Origin of the sequence: uncultured Friedmanniella sp., from assembly GCF_964244285.1 — a bacterium.
GTDB lineage: Bacteria > Actinomycetota > Actinomycetes > Propionibacteriales > Propionibacteriaceae > Microlunatus.
The window spans coordinates 654,702-670,058 of sequence record NZ_CAXTHT010000001.1; the positions used below are offsets into that span (position 1 = coordinate 654,702).

At 71.8% G+C, this 15,357-nt stretch carries 13 protein-coding genes; 6 read left to right on the top strand and 7 right to left on the bottom strand.

Annotated features, from left to right (window positions below; genetic code table 11):
• Window positions 1-14 precede the first annotated feature (14 nt).
• Together pepN and aceB are read right to left on the bottom strand one after the other, a co-directional pair.
• Window positions 15-2,474, bottom strand: coding sequence for an aminopeptidase N (gene pepN, locus ACFE7W_RS03100; RefSeq protein ID WP_375423297.1), 2,460 nt, complete (start codon window positions 2,472-2,474; stop codon window positions 15-17).
• A 2-nt stretch (window positions 2,475-2,476) separates the two neighbouring features.
• Entirely contained in the window at window positions 2,477-4,108 is a 1,632-nt protein-coding gene (gene aceB / locus ACFE7W_RS03105) for a malate synthase A (RefSeq protein WP_375423298.1), read from the bottom strand.
• Window positions 4,109-4,164: 56 nt separating this feature from the next.
• Between aceB and eis the strand changes: the two genes are divergently transcribed.
• The 3 genes from eis to ACFE7W_RS03120 all read left to right on the top strand — a co-directional run bounded on the left by eis (window position 4,165) and on the right by ACFE7W_RS03120 (window position 7,494).
• Window positions 4,165-5,352, top strand: coding sequence for an enhanced intracellular survival protein Eis (gene eis, locus ACFE7W_RS03110; protein WP_375423299.1), 1,188 nt, complete (start codon window positions 4,165-4,167; stop codon window positions 5,350-5,352).
• Window positions 5,353-5,532: 180 nt separating this feature from the next.
• Window positions 5,533-5,811: a WhiB family transcriptional regulator gene (locus ACFE7W_RS03115; protein ID WP_375423300.1), complete on the top strand. Its 279-nt coding sequence runs from the start codon at window positions 5,533-5,535 to the stop codon at window positions 5,809-5,811.
• Between the two features lie 75 nt (window positions 5,812-5,886).
• Window positions 5,887-7,494 (top strand): xylulokinase, encoded by a 1,608-nt coding sequence (locus tag ACFE7W_RS03120; RefSeq protein ID WP_375423301.1) that lies wholly within the window; start codon window positions 5,887-5,889, stop codon window positions 7,492-7,494.
• A gap of 287 nt (window positions 7,495-7,781) precedes the next feature.
• On the opposite strand, the gene ACFE7W_RS03125 is transcribed toward ACFE7W_RS03120, so the two are convergent.
• The 4 genes from ACFE7W_RS03125 to ACFE7W_RS03140 form a co-directional block, all read right to left on the bottom strand.
• Window positions 7,782-8,186 (bottom strand): type II toxin-antitoxin system VapC family toxin, encoded by a 405-nt coding sequence (locus tag ACFE7W_RS03125; protein WP_375423302.1) that lies wholly within the window; start codon window positions 8,184-8,186, stop codon window positions 7,782-7,784.
• A complete protein-coding gene (locus ACFE7W_RS03130; protein ID WP_375423303.1) occupies window positions 8,179-8,433 on the bottom strand; it encodes a type II toxin-antitoxin system Phd/YefM family antitoxin in 255 nt (84 codons plus the stop codon). The genes ACFE7W_RS03125 and ACFE7W_RS03130 overlap by 8 nt, the downstream gene beginning before the upstream one ends.
• A 255-nt stretch (window positions 8,434-8,688) precedes the next feature.
• Entirely contained in the window at window positions 8,689-9,762 is a 1,074-nt protein-coding gene (gene ychF, locus ACFE7W_RS03135; RefSeq protein ID WP_375423304.1) for a redox-regulated ATPase YchF, read from the bottom strand.
• A 10-nt stretch (window positions 9,763-9,772) separates the two neighbouring features.
• Window positions 9,773-11,035, bottom strand: coding sequence for a M18 family aminopeptidase (locus ACFE7W_RS03140; protein WP_375423305.1), 1,263 nt, complete (start codon window positions 11,033-11,035; stop codon window positions 9,773-9,775).
• An 85-nt stretch (window positions 11,036-11,120) separates the two neighbouring features.
• Here ACFE7W_RS03140 and rmuC point away from each other — a divergent pair, with 85 nt between their 5' ends.
• Entirely contained in the window at window positions 11,121-12,722 is a 1,602-nt protein-coding gene (gene rmuC / locus ACFE7W_RS03145; protein WP_375423306.1) for a DNA recombination protein RmuC, read from the top strand.
• Window positions 12,723-12,764: 42 nt separating this feature from the next.
• Here the strand turns inward: rmuC and ACFE7W_RS03150 are convergent, their stop codons facing one another.
• Window positions 12,765-13,766 (bottom strand): 4-hydroxy-3-methylbut-2-enyl diphosphate reductase, encoded by a 1,002-nt coding sequence (locus tag ACFE7W_RS03150; protein ID WP_375423307.1) that lies wholly within the window; start codon window positions 13,764-13,766, stop codon window positions 12,765-12,767.
• A 72-nt stretch (window positions 13,767-13,838) separates the two neighbouring features.
• Here ACFE7W_RS03150 and xseA point away from each other — a divergent pair, with 72 nt between their 5' ends.
• Together xseA and ACFE7W_RS03160 are read left to right on the top strand one after the other, a co-directional pair.
• Window positions 13,839-15,083, top strand: coding sequence for an exodeoxyribonuclease VII large subunit (gene xseA, locus ACFE7W_RS03155; RefSeq protein ID WP_375423308.1), 1,245 nt, complete (start codon window positions 13,839-13,841; stop codon window positions 15,081-15,083).
• Window positions 15,080-15,298 carry an exodeoxyribonuclease VII small subunit gene (locus ACFE7W_RS03160; RefSeq protein ID WP_375423309.1) on the top strand — a complete coding sequence of 73 codons (219 nt, stop codon included), beginning with the start codon at window positions 15,080-15,082 and terminating at the stop codon, window positions 15,296-15,298. Before xseA ends, ACFE7W_RS03160 begins: the two co-directional genes overlap by 4 nt.
• Window positions 15,299-15,357 lie beyond the last annotated feature (59 nt).

Here is a 15,357-nt window from a genome sequence, read left to right on the forward strand (position 1 = left end):
CGACACGGAGCAGGTCAGCCGTAGCGCCGGACCGAGACCAGCGCCCGGCGCAGCTGGTCGAGAGCGTCGACGATCTCGCGCCGCAGCGGAGCGGGCAGGTCGGTGGCCAGCAGCTCTTCCGACCACGCCACGGTCTGCTCGTCCATCGCCAGGGCGGGGTAGGACTTGCGGGCGATACGAGCCAGGGCCCAACCGTGCCGGTGCCCCGCGGTGGCCGCCACCTCGTCGAAGTAGCGAGCGACGTAGGGCGCGGTGAGCTCTTCCTGGCCGGCGACGAAGAAGCCCTCAGCGGTGGCGTAGAGCTCGTAGGCACTGGTCGCGGTGGGTTGCATCAGCAGCCGCCAGGCCGCGGCCTTGGACTCCGCGTCGGGCAGCAGGGCGCGGGCCCGGGCCGCGTGCACGGAGGCGGCCGAGGAGGTGTCGCGCGCGAGCGTCCGCTCGACGAGGTCGGCGTCCCCCGCGACCGCGGCCAGGCGTTCCACGAGTCCCCAGGTGAGCTCGGCGTCCAGGACCACGCCGGCCGGCAGCTCCTGGCCGGCGGCCCAGCTGTCCAGTCGCGCCGGGTCGACGGCCGTTCCCACGGACAGTCGGAAGCCGGCCAGCTGACGGTCCGAGCCGGCCGGGCTGCCCTGCACCACCGCCAGCGCCGCCGCGTGCACCTGCGCCAGCCGCCCGGCCCGCTCGGTCGCCGGGCTGAACGGCCCGGCCAGCTGGTCGGCCGCCGACGCCAGCAGCACCGCGACGAGGTCCTCGGAGTCCTCACCCGGCACCGCGGCGCAGACCAGCTCGAGCGCGAGCCTCGGATCCAGCCCGCCGTCGCGGACCGCGTCCCGGATGGCGTTGTGGACCACCACCAGCACGGCCTCGTCCTGCACCCGCGGCAGCACCTCGGCGACCCGGGACCACCCGTCCGGGCCGAACCGGATCTTCGCCCAGGTGGCGTCCGTCGAGTCCGGTACCAGCAGCGCTCTCTCCCCGACCGGAGCCAGCACGTCGGACCGCCCCTGCAGCCGGAGGCCGGCCACCGCCGAGACGGCTCCGGCGGCGTCGACGCTGCCCGGCGTCAGCGCGTGCGTCCGCGGGGACGCCCCACCGTCGGGTCCGGTGACCTGCAGGCGCAGCCCGGCGCCCTCCGTGACGACGTCGACGGTGTCCATCCCCGGGGTCCGCAACCAGGCGTCCGCCCAGGTGTCGAGCCCCTCGGCCCCCGCCGCGGTCCAGCAGGCGATGAGCTCGGCGAACTCGGCGTTGCCGAAGCCGTAGGTCTCCACGTAGCGGCGTAGCCCGGCCAGGAACACCTCGTCCCCGACGTAGCCGGCCAGCTGCCGCAGCACCGCCGCGCCCTTGGCGTAGCTGATGCCGTCGAAGTCCTGCAGCGCCGCCGCCGCGTCCACCGACCCGTTGCCCGCGACCGGGTGGGTGCTGGGTGCCTGGTCGGCCACGGCTCCCCAGTCCTTGCGCCGCACGCCGAACTCGGTCCACCGCGGGTAGCGGGTGGCGTCGGTGCAGCAGCGTTGGCCCATGTACTCCGCGAACGACTCGTTCAGCCACAGGTCGTCCCACCAGCGCATGGTCACCAGGTCGCCGAACCACTGGTGGGCCATCTCGTGGGCCACCACCGCGGCGCGGGAGCCACGGTCGGCCTCGGTGGCGCGGCCGCGGTAGATGAACTGGTCGCGGAAGGTGACGCAGCCCGGGTTCTCCATCGCCCCGGCGTTGAAGTCCGGCACGAAGGCTTGGTGGTACTCCCCGAACGGGTAGCGGACCCCGAAGATGCGGTGGTAGTAGTCGAAGCAGGCCCCCGTCACCTCGAACAGGTCCGGCGCCTCGGCCTCCAGCTGCTCACGGAGCGAGGCGCGGGCGTGCAGGCCCAGCGGGATGCCGTCGTGCTGGGCCAGCACCGACGCGTACGGGCCGGCGACCAGCGTGACGAAGTAGGTGGCCAGCGGCTGCGGCGCCACGACGGTCCACCGGCCCGGGGACGTGACCGTGCTCGGCCCGTTGCCCAGCACGGTCCACTCGGGCGGTGCGGCGACCTCGAACCGGTAGCGCGCCTTGAGGTCGGGCTGGTCGAAGCAGGCGAACCAGCGCGGTCCCGCGTCCAGGAACGACATCGCGTACAGATAGGTCTGTCCGTCGGCCGGGTCGACGTGACGGTGCAGCCCCTCGCCGTCGCTCGAGTAGGCCATCCGGCCCTCGACCACCAGCGTGTTCTCCCGGCCCAGGTCCGTCAGCCCGATCCGGCCGTCCTGCCAGGCCGCGACGTCCAGGTCGACGCCGTTGAGGGTGGCGCCGAGCAGCTCGCGGCCCTTGAAGTCGACGAAGGTCGTCGGCTCGGAGCTGGCGAACGTGAGGGTCGTGCGGGAGCCGAAGGTCTCACCCCCCGGCTGGGTCAGGTCCAGCTCGACCAGGACCTCGTCGACCCGTAGTGCGCCGGCGCGCTCCTCCGCCTCGCTTCGCAGCAGGCTGGGCACCGCTACCGCTTCGCCAGGTAGTGGTCGTAGGCGTACGTGGTGAAGAACTGGGGCCAGTCCGGGGTGAGGCAGGTGGCCCCGAAGACCTCGACCGCCGCGGCGACCCGGCCGGCCGTCCGCTCGTCGGCTCCCTCGGACAGCCGGGCGGCCTCCTCGGCGAGCAGCGTCCGGGCGAGCTGGTCGGTCACCGTCGTACCGTCGGCGGTGACCGCGGCGTGCCGGACCCAGTGCCAGACCTGCATCCGCGAGATCTCGACGGTGGCCGCGTCCTCCATCAGGTAGTCGATCGCGACCGCGCCCGAGCCCCCGACCCACGCCGCGAGGTACTCCAGGCTGACCCGGATGTTGGTCCGCAGCCCGTCCTGCGTCACCTCACCACCGGCGCTGGCCACGTCGACCAGCTCGGCCGCGGTCACGGTGACGTCGTCGCGCTGTCGCCCCAGCTGGTGGGGCGCCTCCCCGAGCACGGCGTCGAAGGCGTCGATGCAGGTCTGCACGAGGGCCGGGTGGGCCACCCAGGATCCGTCGAAGCCGGCCGCGGCCTCCCGCGACTTGTCGGCCGTCGTCTTCTCCAGCGCCGCCGCCGTCGCCTCCGGGTTGGCCTTGCTGGGCACGAAGGCCGCCATCCCGCCAATGGCGTGGGCGCCGCGGGCGTGGCAGGTACGCACCAGCAGGCTGGCGTACGCGGCCATGAACGGCGACGTCATCGTCACCTGGCTGCGATCCGGCAGCAGGTGATCCCTCGACTCTGCCCAGTTCTTGATCATGGAGAAGATGTAGTCCCAGCGGCCTGCGTTGAGGCCGGCGGAGTGGTCACGCAGCTCGTAGAGGAACTCCTCCATCTCGAACGCCGCCGGCGTGGTCTCGATCAGGCAGGTCGCCCGGATCGTGCCGTACGGGATCTCCAGCCGCTCCTGGGCGTAGGTGAAGACGTCGTTCCAGAGCCGGGCCTCCAGGTGGGACTCCATCTTGGGCAGGTAGAAGTACGGTCCGGCGCCGGAGTTGATCAAGGTCTGGGCGTTGTGGAAGAAGTAGAGGCCGAAGTCGACGAACGCGCCGGGCACGGGGACACCGCCGAGGGTCAGGTGACGCTCGTCCAGGTGCCAGCCTCGAGGCCGGACCAGGATCGTCGGCGTGGTGGCGCCCACCTCGTAGCGACGGCCGTTGGCGTCGGTGAAGTCGATCTGGTGGCGGATGGCGTCGTAGAGGTTGATCTGGCCGTCGACCACGTTGAACCAGGTGGGTGCGGTGGCGTCCTCGAAATCGGCCATCCAGGCCCGGGCGCCGGAGTTCAGCGCGTTGATGGTCATCTTGCGCGACGTCGGGCCGGTCATCTCGGCCCGTCGGTCGGCCAGCCCCGGTGCCGGCGGGGCGACCCGCCAGGTCGGGTCCTCGCGGACCGAGGCCGTCTCGGCCAGGAAGCCGAGACCAGCTCCGGGACTCCCGGCGGCGTAGCGGTCGGCCCGGGCCTGCAGCAGCTCGAGGCGGCGCGGCCCGAAGCGCCGGGTCAGCTCGGCGACGAAGTCGAGCGCGTCCGGGGTCAGTACCTCGTCGAACCGCGGTAGCAGCTCCGCCTCCACCACGATGGCCGGAGCGGGTCCGGAGGCGTCAGTGGGCTGGGCGGGGCTCGTCACCCGGCCAAGTCTGGCAGCCGCTCCTCGACGTCACCAGGACGGGCCAGAATGAGGCGGTGAGCATCACCGTCCGTCCACTCGAGCCCGCCGACGCCGAGATCTCCCGCCAGCTGGGCTGGGAGGCCTTCGGGCTGCCGGCCACCCCGCCGACGGAGGCCGCGACCCTGGACCAGCGCGGCCGGGCGTGGTTCGGCGCCTTCGAGGAGGACCGGCTGGTGGGCCGGATGGTCGACCGGGTCTACGACTCCTGCTTCGGCGGCGTCCTGGTGCCGACCAGCGGGATCGCCGGTGTGACCGTCGTCGCCGAGGCACGTGGCCGGGGTGTCCTGTCACCGCTCTTCGCAGCCACGCTGGCGCACGCCCGGGCCCGCGGCGCGCTCGTCTCCACCCTGTTCCCGACGGCGCCGGGCATCTACCGGCGGTTCGGCTACGAGGTGGTGGCCGAGCTGGTCACCGCCGAGGTGCCGACCTCGGCCCTGATGGCTGCCCGGGTGCCGACGGCCACCACGACCCGCCGGGCCACCGTGGCCGACGTCGACGCCGTGCGGCGGGTCTACGACATGTGGGCCGCCGCACAGAACGGCCCCCTGTCGCGGCGCGGGGTGAGCTTTCCGGCCACTCCCGAGGAGTACCTCGGCGACTTCACCGGGGTCAGCGTCGCGGTCGGGGCCGACGGCGACGTCGTCGGCTACGCGTCCTGGAACCGCGGCCCGGGTTACGGCGACGCCGCGGGGATCGAGGTCGAGGACCTGCTGGCCACCACCGCCGAGGGCTACCAGGCCCTGCTCCGGCTGCTCGGCAGCTTCGCCAGCGTGGCCCCGACGACCAGGTTCGAGTCCTCAGGCGACGACCTCCTCCGGCTGCAGCTGCCCGGCTCGGCCTGGCGCGTCACCCACTCCTCGCCGTACATGCTGAAGGTGCTGGACGTCGTCGGCGCGCTGACGGCCCTGCGCTACCCGCCTTCGGTCTCCACCCGGCTGCAGTTCAGACTGGCCGGTGACTTCCTGACCGACCTCGACGGCGGCTTCCGGCTGACCGTCCGTAACGGCCGGGCCACCTGCGAGCGGGTTGAGGTCGACGACCGGGTCCTGACCCCGCGTGGGCTCGCCCTGCTCTACTCCGGCGCCCAGTCAGCCGCCAACCTACGGACGGCGGGGCACCTGAGCGGCGGTGACGCCGACGCGGACCTCGACTGGGACGCGCTCTTCGGGGGCCGTCAGCAGCACATCCGCGACTACTTCTGACGTCGCTCTCGCCTCGCCCGTGCCCTCTTCTGAACCCGGAAAGCGGCCGTCTTGAGCATCCCTTGATGACAACCTGACCCGGTCTTAGGCGTTCCTGCGGCTTCTCCGCACGTCGTCTGGAGGTCTGTCTCCGAATCTAGTCACGACGAGCTCGGGGCCAAGCCGAAGGGACAGATGATCATGACCGCTTCATTCCGCGAAGACTGGGCCGCCGACGCCAGGTGCCGGGGCACCGGCGACATCCTCTTCGCCGAGGGCGCCGCACAGCGTCGGGTCCGCGTGCTCTGCGACGACTGCCCGGTCCGCCGGGAGTGCCTGGCCGAAGCCCTCGACAACAACATGGAATGGGGCGTCTGGGGCGGGATGACCGAGCGCGAGCGCCGGGCCCTGCTGCGCCAACGGCCGGACGTGACCTCCTGGCGCGACGCGCTGCTGCGCGAGACCGTCTCCGTCGCCTGACCCTGTCCCGCGGGGATGACCACCGCGGTCCGGCCGCGCTCGTGATCCCCGGGAGCGCCCGCTAGCCTCGGGTCGGTGACCACCGACGCTCGCGGCCAGATCATCGAAGACATCGTCGGGGCCCGCACCGCGCTCGGCATCGAGTTGGGTTCGACGCGGATCAAGGCGGTGCTGATCGGCCCGGACCACACCCCGCTCGCGGTCGGCAGCCACGACTGGGAGAACCAGTTCGTCGACCGGCTGTGGACCTACTCCCTCAAGGCGGTCTGGTCAGGGATCCAGCAGTGCTACGCCGCGCTGGCCGCCGACGTGCAGGGCCGCTACGGGGTCGCGCTCAGCAGCGTCGGGGCCCTCGGGGTCTCGGCGATGATGCACGGCTACCTGGCCTTCGACGGCGACGGCGAGCTGCTGACCCCCTTCCGGACCTGGCGGAACACCAACACGGGTGCGGCCATCGAGCGGCTGAGCGTCGAGCTCGGAGCCAACATCCCGCACCGCTGGAGCGCCGCGCATCTCTACCAGGCCGTCCTGGACCGCGAGGAGCACGTCCCGCGGATCGCCCAGCTGAGCACGTTGGCCGGCTACGTCCACTCCCAGCTCACCGACCAGCACGCCATCGGCGTCGGTGACGCCAGCGGCATGTTCCCGATCGACGTCACCACCGGTGGCTACGACGAAGCCAAGCTGGCACGCTTCGACCAGCTCGCCGCCGAGGCCGGCGCCGACCTGCACCTGGGCGACCTGCTACCGGTGGTCAAACTCGCCGGTGACCCGGCCGGTGAGCTCACCGAGGCCGGAGCGAGGCTGCTGGACCCGACCGGGACGCTCGCGGCCGGCGCTCCGCTCTGCCCGCCCGAGGGCGACGCCGGCACCGGCATGGTGGCCACCAACTCCGTCGCCCCGCGCACCGGGAACGTCAGCGCCGGCACCAGCATCTTCGCGATGGTCGTGCTCGAGCACGAGCTCAGCCGCGCTCACCGCGAGCTGGACCTCGTGACGACCCCGGGCGGCGACCTCGTCGCCATGGTGCACTGCAACAACGGCGCCAGCGAGATCAACGCCTGGGTCGGCCTGTTCGCCGAGTTCGCGCGGGCCCTGGGCGTCGAGGCAGACTCCGGACGCGTCTTCGAGACCCTGTTCCGGGCGGCCCTCAACGGCGCACCCGACGGCGGCGGGATCGTCTCGTTCAACTACCTCTCGGGCGAGCCGATCACCGAGCTGGAAGAGGGCCGGCCGTTGTTGCTGCGCTCCCCCGACAGCAGGTTCGACCTCGGGACCTTCATGCGGGCCCACCTCTTCGCGTCCCTGGCGACCCTGCGGATCGGCATGGACGTCCTGCTGCAGGAGGAGGGCGTCGGGCTGGACCACATGTTCGCCCACGGTGGCCTGTTCAAGACCAAAGGCGTGGCCCAGGGTTTCCTCGCTGCGGCCATCGACACCCCGGTCTCCGTCGGTGACGTCGCGGCCGAGGGAGGCGCCTGGGGCATCGCCGTCCTGGCCGCCTACCTCGTGCGGAAGGACGAGGGTCAGGGCCTGGCCGACTACCTCGAGCACCAGGTATTCGCCGGCGCCAGCCTGGAGACCGTCGAGCCCGACCCCGTTGACGTCGCCGGTTTCGCGACCTACATGGAGCGCTTCGTCGCTGCCCTGCCGGTGGAACGGGCCGCCACCGAACACAGCTGAGGCGTCAGGCGGGACCTCGCATAGAGCGGCCGCGGTAGGAGCATTCGCCTCATCCACCGCGGCCTGGTCGGTGTGCACGTCCCCCGTCGCCTCACATTCGACCTTGTCGGAGCCTACCGCGGTCGACCCCCGGGAGGACAGTCCCCGCATCCCACAGGTGGGCCTCGGTGAAACCGGCGGTCAAAAGGACCGTCGACTTCACCATCCGGGTGGGTGCGGTCAGCGCTCGGTCAGGTCCCCGATCACGGCGACCGCCGAGCAGCTGCGCACGTCGCCATCGGTCGCTCTCAGACCTCGACGATGGTGAGGAGTCGTTCGAGCCCGACGAAGTCTCCCGCGTTGCGGGTGACCAAGGGCAGCTGCGCAGCCAGGGCTGTCGAGGCGATCAACAGATCAGCGAACCGCCGCCGCCGGTTCCTGCCGTGCTCCAGGACTGCGGCGTGGACCCTGCCGTAGGCGCGCGCGGACTCGACATCGAAGGGGAGCGGGTCGAACACGGCCTCCGTACGTTGCAGCCGATCCTGACGCCGCGCGCGTTCGGAAGCGTCGTTGGTGGCTGAGGGCCCTGCGCAGAGCTCAGCGAGAGTGATCACCGAGATCGCCACCTCTCTGGGAAGCAGCGCAGGGTCCAGCAGATCCATGTCCACGACGACTGACGTGTCGAGCAAGCCCTGATCGAGACGATCAGACACGGTCGGGCAGATCCTGGTTCACGACGTCGTCGAGATCGCGCCTGAGCGTGGCGGCGTCCACGCGTGGTGCATCACGAAACGTCTCCACCACCGCATGGGCCGAAACGAAACGATGGCGCCGAAGCGGACGCAGCTCGCCGACCGGGACGCCGTTGCGGCTGATGATGAACGACTGCCCCTCATCGAGCCCCCGCATGATTCGACCACTGTCGTTGCGCAGCTCACGCTGAGAGATCGACTCCGTCATCCCCCCAGCGTAGCAAGGGGTGCTACAGCTTGCTCCTCGACTCGACCGCCGTGCGCCTCTGCCTGACAGGCCAGGGCGTTGCCAGGAAGGCCGGGTGGACGAGGGGGCTAAGAAGCCTGAGCGTTCTCGTCACAGCGTCGTGACGCCCCGTACGCCTGCAGGTTCGGGACCTCGCCACGTGCGACTTCAGCCGTCGCAACCCTCACTCGGATGTCGACCGTCCGCGAGGTACGCCCCGTCAGGTCTCACCTCTCGCTACACGTTGAAGCGGAACTCCACCACGTCACCGTCGGCCATCACGTAGTCCTTGCCCTCGAGGCGGACCTTGCCCTTGGCCTTGGCGGCCTGCATGGAGCCGGTGGCGACGAGGTCGTCGAAACCGACGATCTCGGCCTTGATGAAGCCCTTCTGGAAGTCGGTGTGGATGACGCCGGCGGCCTCGGGAGCGGTGGCGCCCTTCGGGATCGTCCAGGCCCGCGACTCCTTGGGACCGGCGGTGAGGTAGGTCTGCAGGCCGAGGGTGTCGAAGCCCACCCGGGCCAGCACGTCCAGACCGGGCTCGGCGATGTCCATCTCGGCCAGCAGCTCGCGGGCCTCGTCGGGCTCCATCTCGACCAGCTCGGACTCGATCTTGGCGTCCAGGAAGATCGCCTCGGCCGGTGCGACGGCGGCACGGAGCCGGTCCAGCAACGCCTCGTCCGCCAGCTCGTCGGAGTCGCAGTTGAAGACGAAGAGGAACGGCTTGGCGGTCAGCAGGAACAGCTCGCGCAGCGGCTCGCGGTCGACCCCGGAGGCGAAGATGCCCCGGCCGGAGTTCAGCAGCTCGTACGCCTCCCGCACGGCGGCGAGGGTGACGGCGCGGTCCTTGTTCATCCGCGCCTCCTTCTCCAGCCGCGGGATCGCGCGCTCGACGGTCTGCAGGTCGGCCAGGATCAGCTCGGTCGAGATGGTCTCGATGTCGCCCGGGGGGTTGACCGCACCGTCGACGTGGGTCACGTCCGGGTCGGTGAAGACCCGGGTGACCTGGCAGATCGCGTCCGCCTCGCGGATGTGGGACAGGAACGCGTTGCCCATCCCCTCCCCCTGGCTCGCCCCGCGGACGATGCCGGCGATATCGACGAAGCTCACGGTCGCCGGCACGACCCGCTCGGAGGAGAAGAGGTCGGACAGCACGGCCAGCCGCGGGTCGGGTACGCCGACCACGCCCACGTTGGGTTCAATCGTCGCGAACGGGTAGTTCGCGGCGAGCACGTCGTTACGGGTGAGCGCGTTAAACAGGGTCGACTTGCCTGCGTTGGGCAAGCCGACGATGCCGATACTGAGGGCCATTCGGACAAGCCTAGAGGGTCCAGAAGGCCCCGATCGCCAGGCTGAGCGACCACGGGTCCTCCACCCCGGCCAGCTCGCGCGCGGAGTGCATGGACAGCAGGGGCACGCCGACGTCGACGGTGGCGACCCCCAGCCGGGTCGCGGTCAGCGGCCCGATGGTCGAACCGCAGGGCAGGGCGTTGTTGGACACGAACTCCTGCGTCGGTACGCCCGCGCGGCGGCAGGCCCGCCGCCACAACGCCTCGCCCTCGGCGTCGGTGGCGTAGCGCTGGTTGGCGTTGATCTTGAGCAGCGGGCCCCCGTTGAGCAGCGGCAGGTTGGCCGGGTCGTGCCGCCCCGCGTAGTTCGGGTGGACGGCATGCCCGGCGTCGGCGGACAGGCAGACCGAGCGAGCCAACGCCTGGTGCTGCTGCTCCGGCGTCGCGCCGAGGCTGCCGAGGATGCGCCCGACGACGTCGGCGAGGATCGGTCCGGACGCCCCGGACCGGGTGGCGCTGCCCACCTCCTCGTGGTCGAACGCGACGACCAGCTCGATCCGGTCGCCGCCCGGGGAGGCCAGCAGGGCCGACAGGGCCGCGTGCACGCTGGACAGGTTGTCGAGTCGCCCGGAGGCGAGGAACTCCTGGTGCGGCCCGAAGACCGCCGGCGCCGCCGTGTCGAAGGCGACGAGGTCGTAGCCGTCGATCTGGCTGGCGGCGCAGCCGGCGGCATCGGCCAGATGGTCGAGGATGCTCAAGCCCCGGTGCCCGACGCTCCAGACCGGCGCGGTGTGCTGCTGCGGGTCCAGCTTGAGCCCGTCGGCGTTCACCCCGCGGTCGAGGTGGATCGCGAGCTGCGGGATCCGCATGATCGCGCCGGTCCGCACCAGCCGGGTGCTGCCATCGCCCAGGACCAGCCGGCCGGCGAGGCCGAGCTCGCGGTCCAGCCAGGAGTTGAGCAGCGGGCCCCCGTACACCTCCACCCCGAGCTGCTGCCAGCCGAAGCCACCGATGTCCGGCCGGGGCTTGAGCACGAAGGTCGGTGAGTCGGTGTGCGCGCCGGCCATCCGGAACGGCGTGGTCGGACCGGCACCCTCCGGTACCCGCCAGGCCAGCAGCGCCCCGCCGCGGACGACGTAGTGACCGCCCGGGCCGGGGTCCCACTCGGCTCCCTCGTCCTGCGCGACGAAGCCCGCAGCGGCCAGCCGGCGGGCGCCCTCGGCGGCGGCGTGATAGCTGCTGGGCGAGGCGGAGACGAAGGCGCCGAGGTCGGCGGCATGGTCGAGCGCAGTCATGTCACGTACTCCATGGGCATGGCCCAACGCTATCGCCGGTGCGGCGTCCCGGGTTTTGTCAGTGGTCTCGCGCAGGATCGAGGGCATGAACGGGTTGGGCGTGGTGGCGTTGCTGTGCGGGCTGGTGCTGGGGTTGCTGATCGGGGCGGCCGCGGCGCTGGTCGTGGCGCGGTCGCGCCGCGAGGTGCTGGTGGCCACCGACCGCACCGAGGCGGCTCAGCTGCGGGCTGAGCTGGCGGCGGCGAAGGGCGACGCGGAACGCTTCCGCGCCGAGACCGCGCAGGTCCGCAGCGAGGTCGAGCACGTCCGGGCCAACGCGGCCGACACCCGGGCGGCCGTGGCCGAGCAGCTCTCGGCGGCGCGCACCGACGCGGCCGAGGCCCGGACCGAGGCGGCGAACGCCCAGGCCGAGGCGGCGGAGGTGTCGGCGGACCGGGCGCGGATGCAGGCGTCGCGGGACGCGGCCCTGCAGCGCGCCGAGGAGATCGAGGCCGACCGCGAGAGCCTGCTCAACCGCTTCAAGGTGCTCTCGGCCGAGACCCTGGAACGTCAGGGCAAGACGGCCGACGCCGCCGCGGAGCAGCGGCTCAAGGCCACCGAGCAGCTGATGCTGCCGGTGCGGGAGAGCCTCGACCGCTTCAACCTGCGGCTCACCGAGGTGGAGAAGGAGCGGGTGGCGATCTCCACCGAGCTGCGGGCGCAGGTGCAGAACGTCCAGCTCACCGGCGAGACGCTGCGCCGGGAGACGAGCGCCCTGGTCACCGCACTGCGCAAGCCGCAGGTCCGCGGCTCGTGGGGTGAGACCCAGCTCAAGCGGGTGGCGGAGCTCTCCGGGATGATCGAGCGCTGCGACTTCGACCTGCAGCACACGACGCGGGCCGACGACCGCACGCTGCGGCCTGACATGCGGGTCAACCTGGCCCAGGGCAAGCACATCTTCGTCGACTCCAAGGTGCCGCTGAGCTCCTTCCTGGAGGCGGCCGAGGCCGAGGACGACGCGGTCCGGACCGAAGCGCTCACCCGCTACGGCCGGCACGTCCGCACCCACGTCGACCAGCTGTCGTCCAAGCAGTACTGGAAGGCGGCCGAGACGCCCGAGTTCGTGGTGCTGTTCCTGCCGAACGAGATGTTCTTCTCCGCCGCGCTCGACCAGGTCCCGGACCTCTACGACTACGCCGCCCAGCGCGACGTCGTGCTGGCCACGCCCACCACCCTGATCGGGATGCTGCGGGCCGTGGCGTACGGCTGGAAGCAGGCCGCCCTGGCCGAGAGCGCCGCCGAGGTGTTCAAGCTCGGCCGTGACCTGCACGAGCGGCTCGGTCTGATGGGTAACCGCTTCGACAAGCTGGGCCGTGCCCTGCGGACGTCGGTGAACGCGTACAACGAGACCATCGCCACCGTCGAGGGGACGGTGCTGGTGCAGGCCCGCCGGTTCCGTGACCTCAAGGTGAGCGAGAAGGAGCTGGAAGCCCTCACCCCGGTGCACGAGCCGGTCCGCCAGATCCAGGCGGTCGAGCTGGTCGAGGACGCCGTCCAGGTCGAGCCGATGGTGGGCCGCAAAAGGCGACGGTCCGCGATCCCGGAGGCCGCAGAGCTGGTCCGGCCGGAGCCCGACCTGCTCGAGCTCGTCGAAGCCTCCAGCGACCTCGCCGAGGTGCAGGACGAGCAGGGCCGGGCCACGTCCTGAGTCCCCCCGGGTCAGACGCCCGGCAGGTCAGTCCGCCGCCGGTCAGTCCGCGGCGATCCCGCGGCGCAGGTCGCGACGGAGCTCGGGCGGCAGGGCGAAGACCAGGGACTCCTCGGTCAGCCGCTCCTCCTGGGCGACCGGGAAGCCGTGCTGGACCAGGAGGTCGAGGACCCCCCGGACCAGGTCCTCGGGCACCGACGCCCCACTCGTGACGCCGACACTCTCGACCCCCTCGAACCAGGCGGGGTCGACCTCGCCGGCGTTGTCCACCCGGTAGGAGGCGCGAGCGCCGGCCTCCAGGGCGACCTCGACCAGCCGGACCGAGTTCGAGGAGTTGGCCGAGCCGACGACGATGACCAGGTCGCTGCGCTGCGCGATCTGCTTGATGGCCAGCTGCCGGTTGGAGGTGGCGTAGCAAATGTCGTCGCTGGGCGGGTCCATCAGCTGCGGGAACTTCTCGCGCAGCCTGTCCACCGTCTGCAGTGTCTCGTCCACGCTGAGCGTGGTCTGGCTGAGCCAGGCCACCCGGCTGGGGTCGCGGAGCTCGACGCCGGCCACGTCCGCGGGCGACTGGACCAGGGTGATCTGCTCGGGTGCCTCCCCGGTGGTGCCCTCGACCTCCTCGTGACCGGCGTGGCCGATCAGCAGGATCTCCAGCCCCTCGCGAGCGAAGCGCCGGGCCTCGTGGTGCACCTTGGTGACCAGCGGACAGGTCGCATCGATGGCCTTCAGCCCGCGCTCGGCGGCTTCGGCGTGCACCGCGGGTGAGACCCCGTGGGCCGAGAAGACGACGGTGGCGCCGACCGGTACCTCGTCGAGCTCCTCCACGAAGACGGCACCGCGGGCCTGCAGGTTCTCGACCACGTGCCGGTTGTGCACGATCTGCTTTCGTACGTAGACGGGGGCGCCGTAGGTGTCGAGGGCCTTCTCGACCGTCACGACGGCTCGGTCGACGCCCGCGCAGTAGCCGCGTGGAGCGGCGAGCAGGACCTGACGGCCGGCAGGCAGCGACTCGGTCAGGCCGGGGCTCGTGGTCTCGGTCATGACCCCAGTCTAGGTTCCGGGCGCGGTGGCGGGTCGCCGTCGTTGCCGCCGCTCGGCGATTAGGCTCGGCCCGTGCCCCTGGAGTCCTCACCGGAGAACCCGCAGCCGCTGCGGCTGGTGGTGCACCTGGTCCGCGGCTGGATCGAGCGGCTGGGAGCGGTCTGGGTCGAGGGCCAGCTGATCGAGATCAACCGGCGCTCCGGCAGCAAGCTGATCTTCCTCACCCTGCGAGACCGGCTGTCCGAGGTCTCGGTCTCGGTGACGGTCTCGCCGACCACTCTGGACGCGGCAGGCCCGCTGACCGAGGGCTCGACCGTTGTCGCCCACCTCAAGCCCTCCTACTACGAGGGCTCAGGCCGCTTCTCCTTCGCCTGCGACGCCATCACTCCCGTCGGCGAGGGGCAGCTGCTGGCCCGGCTCGAGCAGACCAAGCGGCTGCTGCAGGCCGAGGGACTGTTCGACCGGGCTCGCAAGCGGCCGCTCCCGTTCCTGCCCCGCGTCGTCGGGCTCGTGACCGCCGCCGGCAGTGCGGCTGAGCGCGACGTCGTCGAGAACGCCCGGCGCCGCTGGCCCGCCGTCCGGATCGAGACCCGCCACGCCCTGGTGCAGGGATCGCAGGCCGGCGAGCAGCTGATCACCGCCGTCCGGGCCCTGGACGCCCTGGAGGAGGTCGATGTGATCGTGGTGGCTCGAGGTGGCGGCTCCCTGGAGGACCTGCTGACCTTCTCCGACGAGGGGCTGGTCCGGGCGGTGTCGGCCTGCCGGACGCCGGTGGTCAGCGCGATCGGCCACGAGACCGACAACCCGATCCTCGACCTGGTGGCCGACTACCGCGCCTCCACCCCGACCGACGCCGCCAAGCGGGTGGTGCCGGACGTGACCGAGGAGCTGGCCCGGCTGGGTCAGGCCCGCACCCGACTCGACCGGGCGGTGCGCACGCAGCTCGACCGGCGGCAGCAACAGCTGGACGGCCTGCGCTCACGTCCGGTGCTGACCGACCCGACCGCCTCGTTCGCGGTCCGCTACGAGCAGCTGGCGGGTCTCCGGCACCGCAGCGAGCGCGCGGTCGCTGCCCGGCTGGAGCAGGAGCGGGTGGGTCTGGACCACCAGCTCGCCCGGGTCCGGGCCATGTCGCCGAAGGCGACGTTGGAACGCGGCTACTCGATTCTCGTCGGTCCGGACGGGCACGCCGTCACCTCGGTGACCGAGATCGACGAGGGCGACGACCTGCTGGCCTACCTGGTCGACGGGCAGCTGGTGCTCGAGGCCCGGGAACAGCGTCCGGCCAGCTGGCCGACCGCAGGCGCTGCCCGATGAGCGCGGACGGTGTCGACCTGGCCGAGCTGACCTATGAGCAGGCCCGAGACGAGCTGGTCCAGGTGGTGCAGCGGCTCGAGTCCGGCGGCGTCCCGCTGGACGAGTCGTTGGCCCTCTGGGAACGCGGCGAGCAGTTGGCCGCGGTCTGCCAGCAGCGACTGGACGGCGCCAAGGCCAAGGTCGACGCTGCCCGAGCCACCACGCCGCCCTCCTGAACCGAGTTGTCAGCGCGGGTGGTTGCCAGGGCGACCAAGGGCGCTGACCCGTCGGGGCC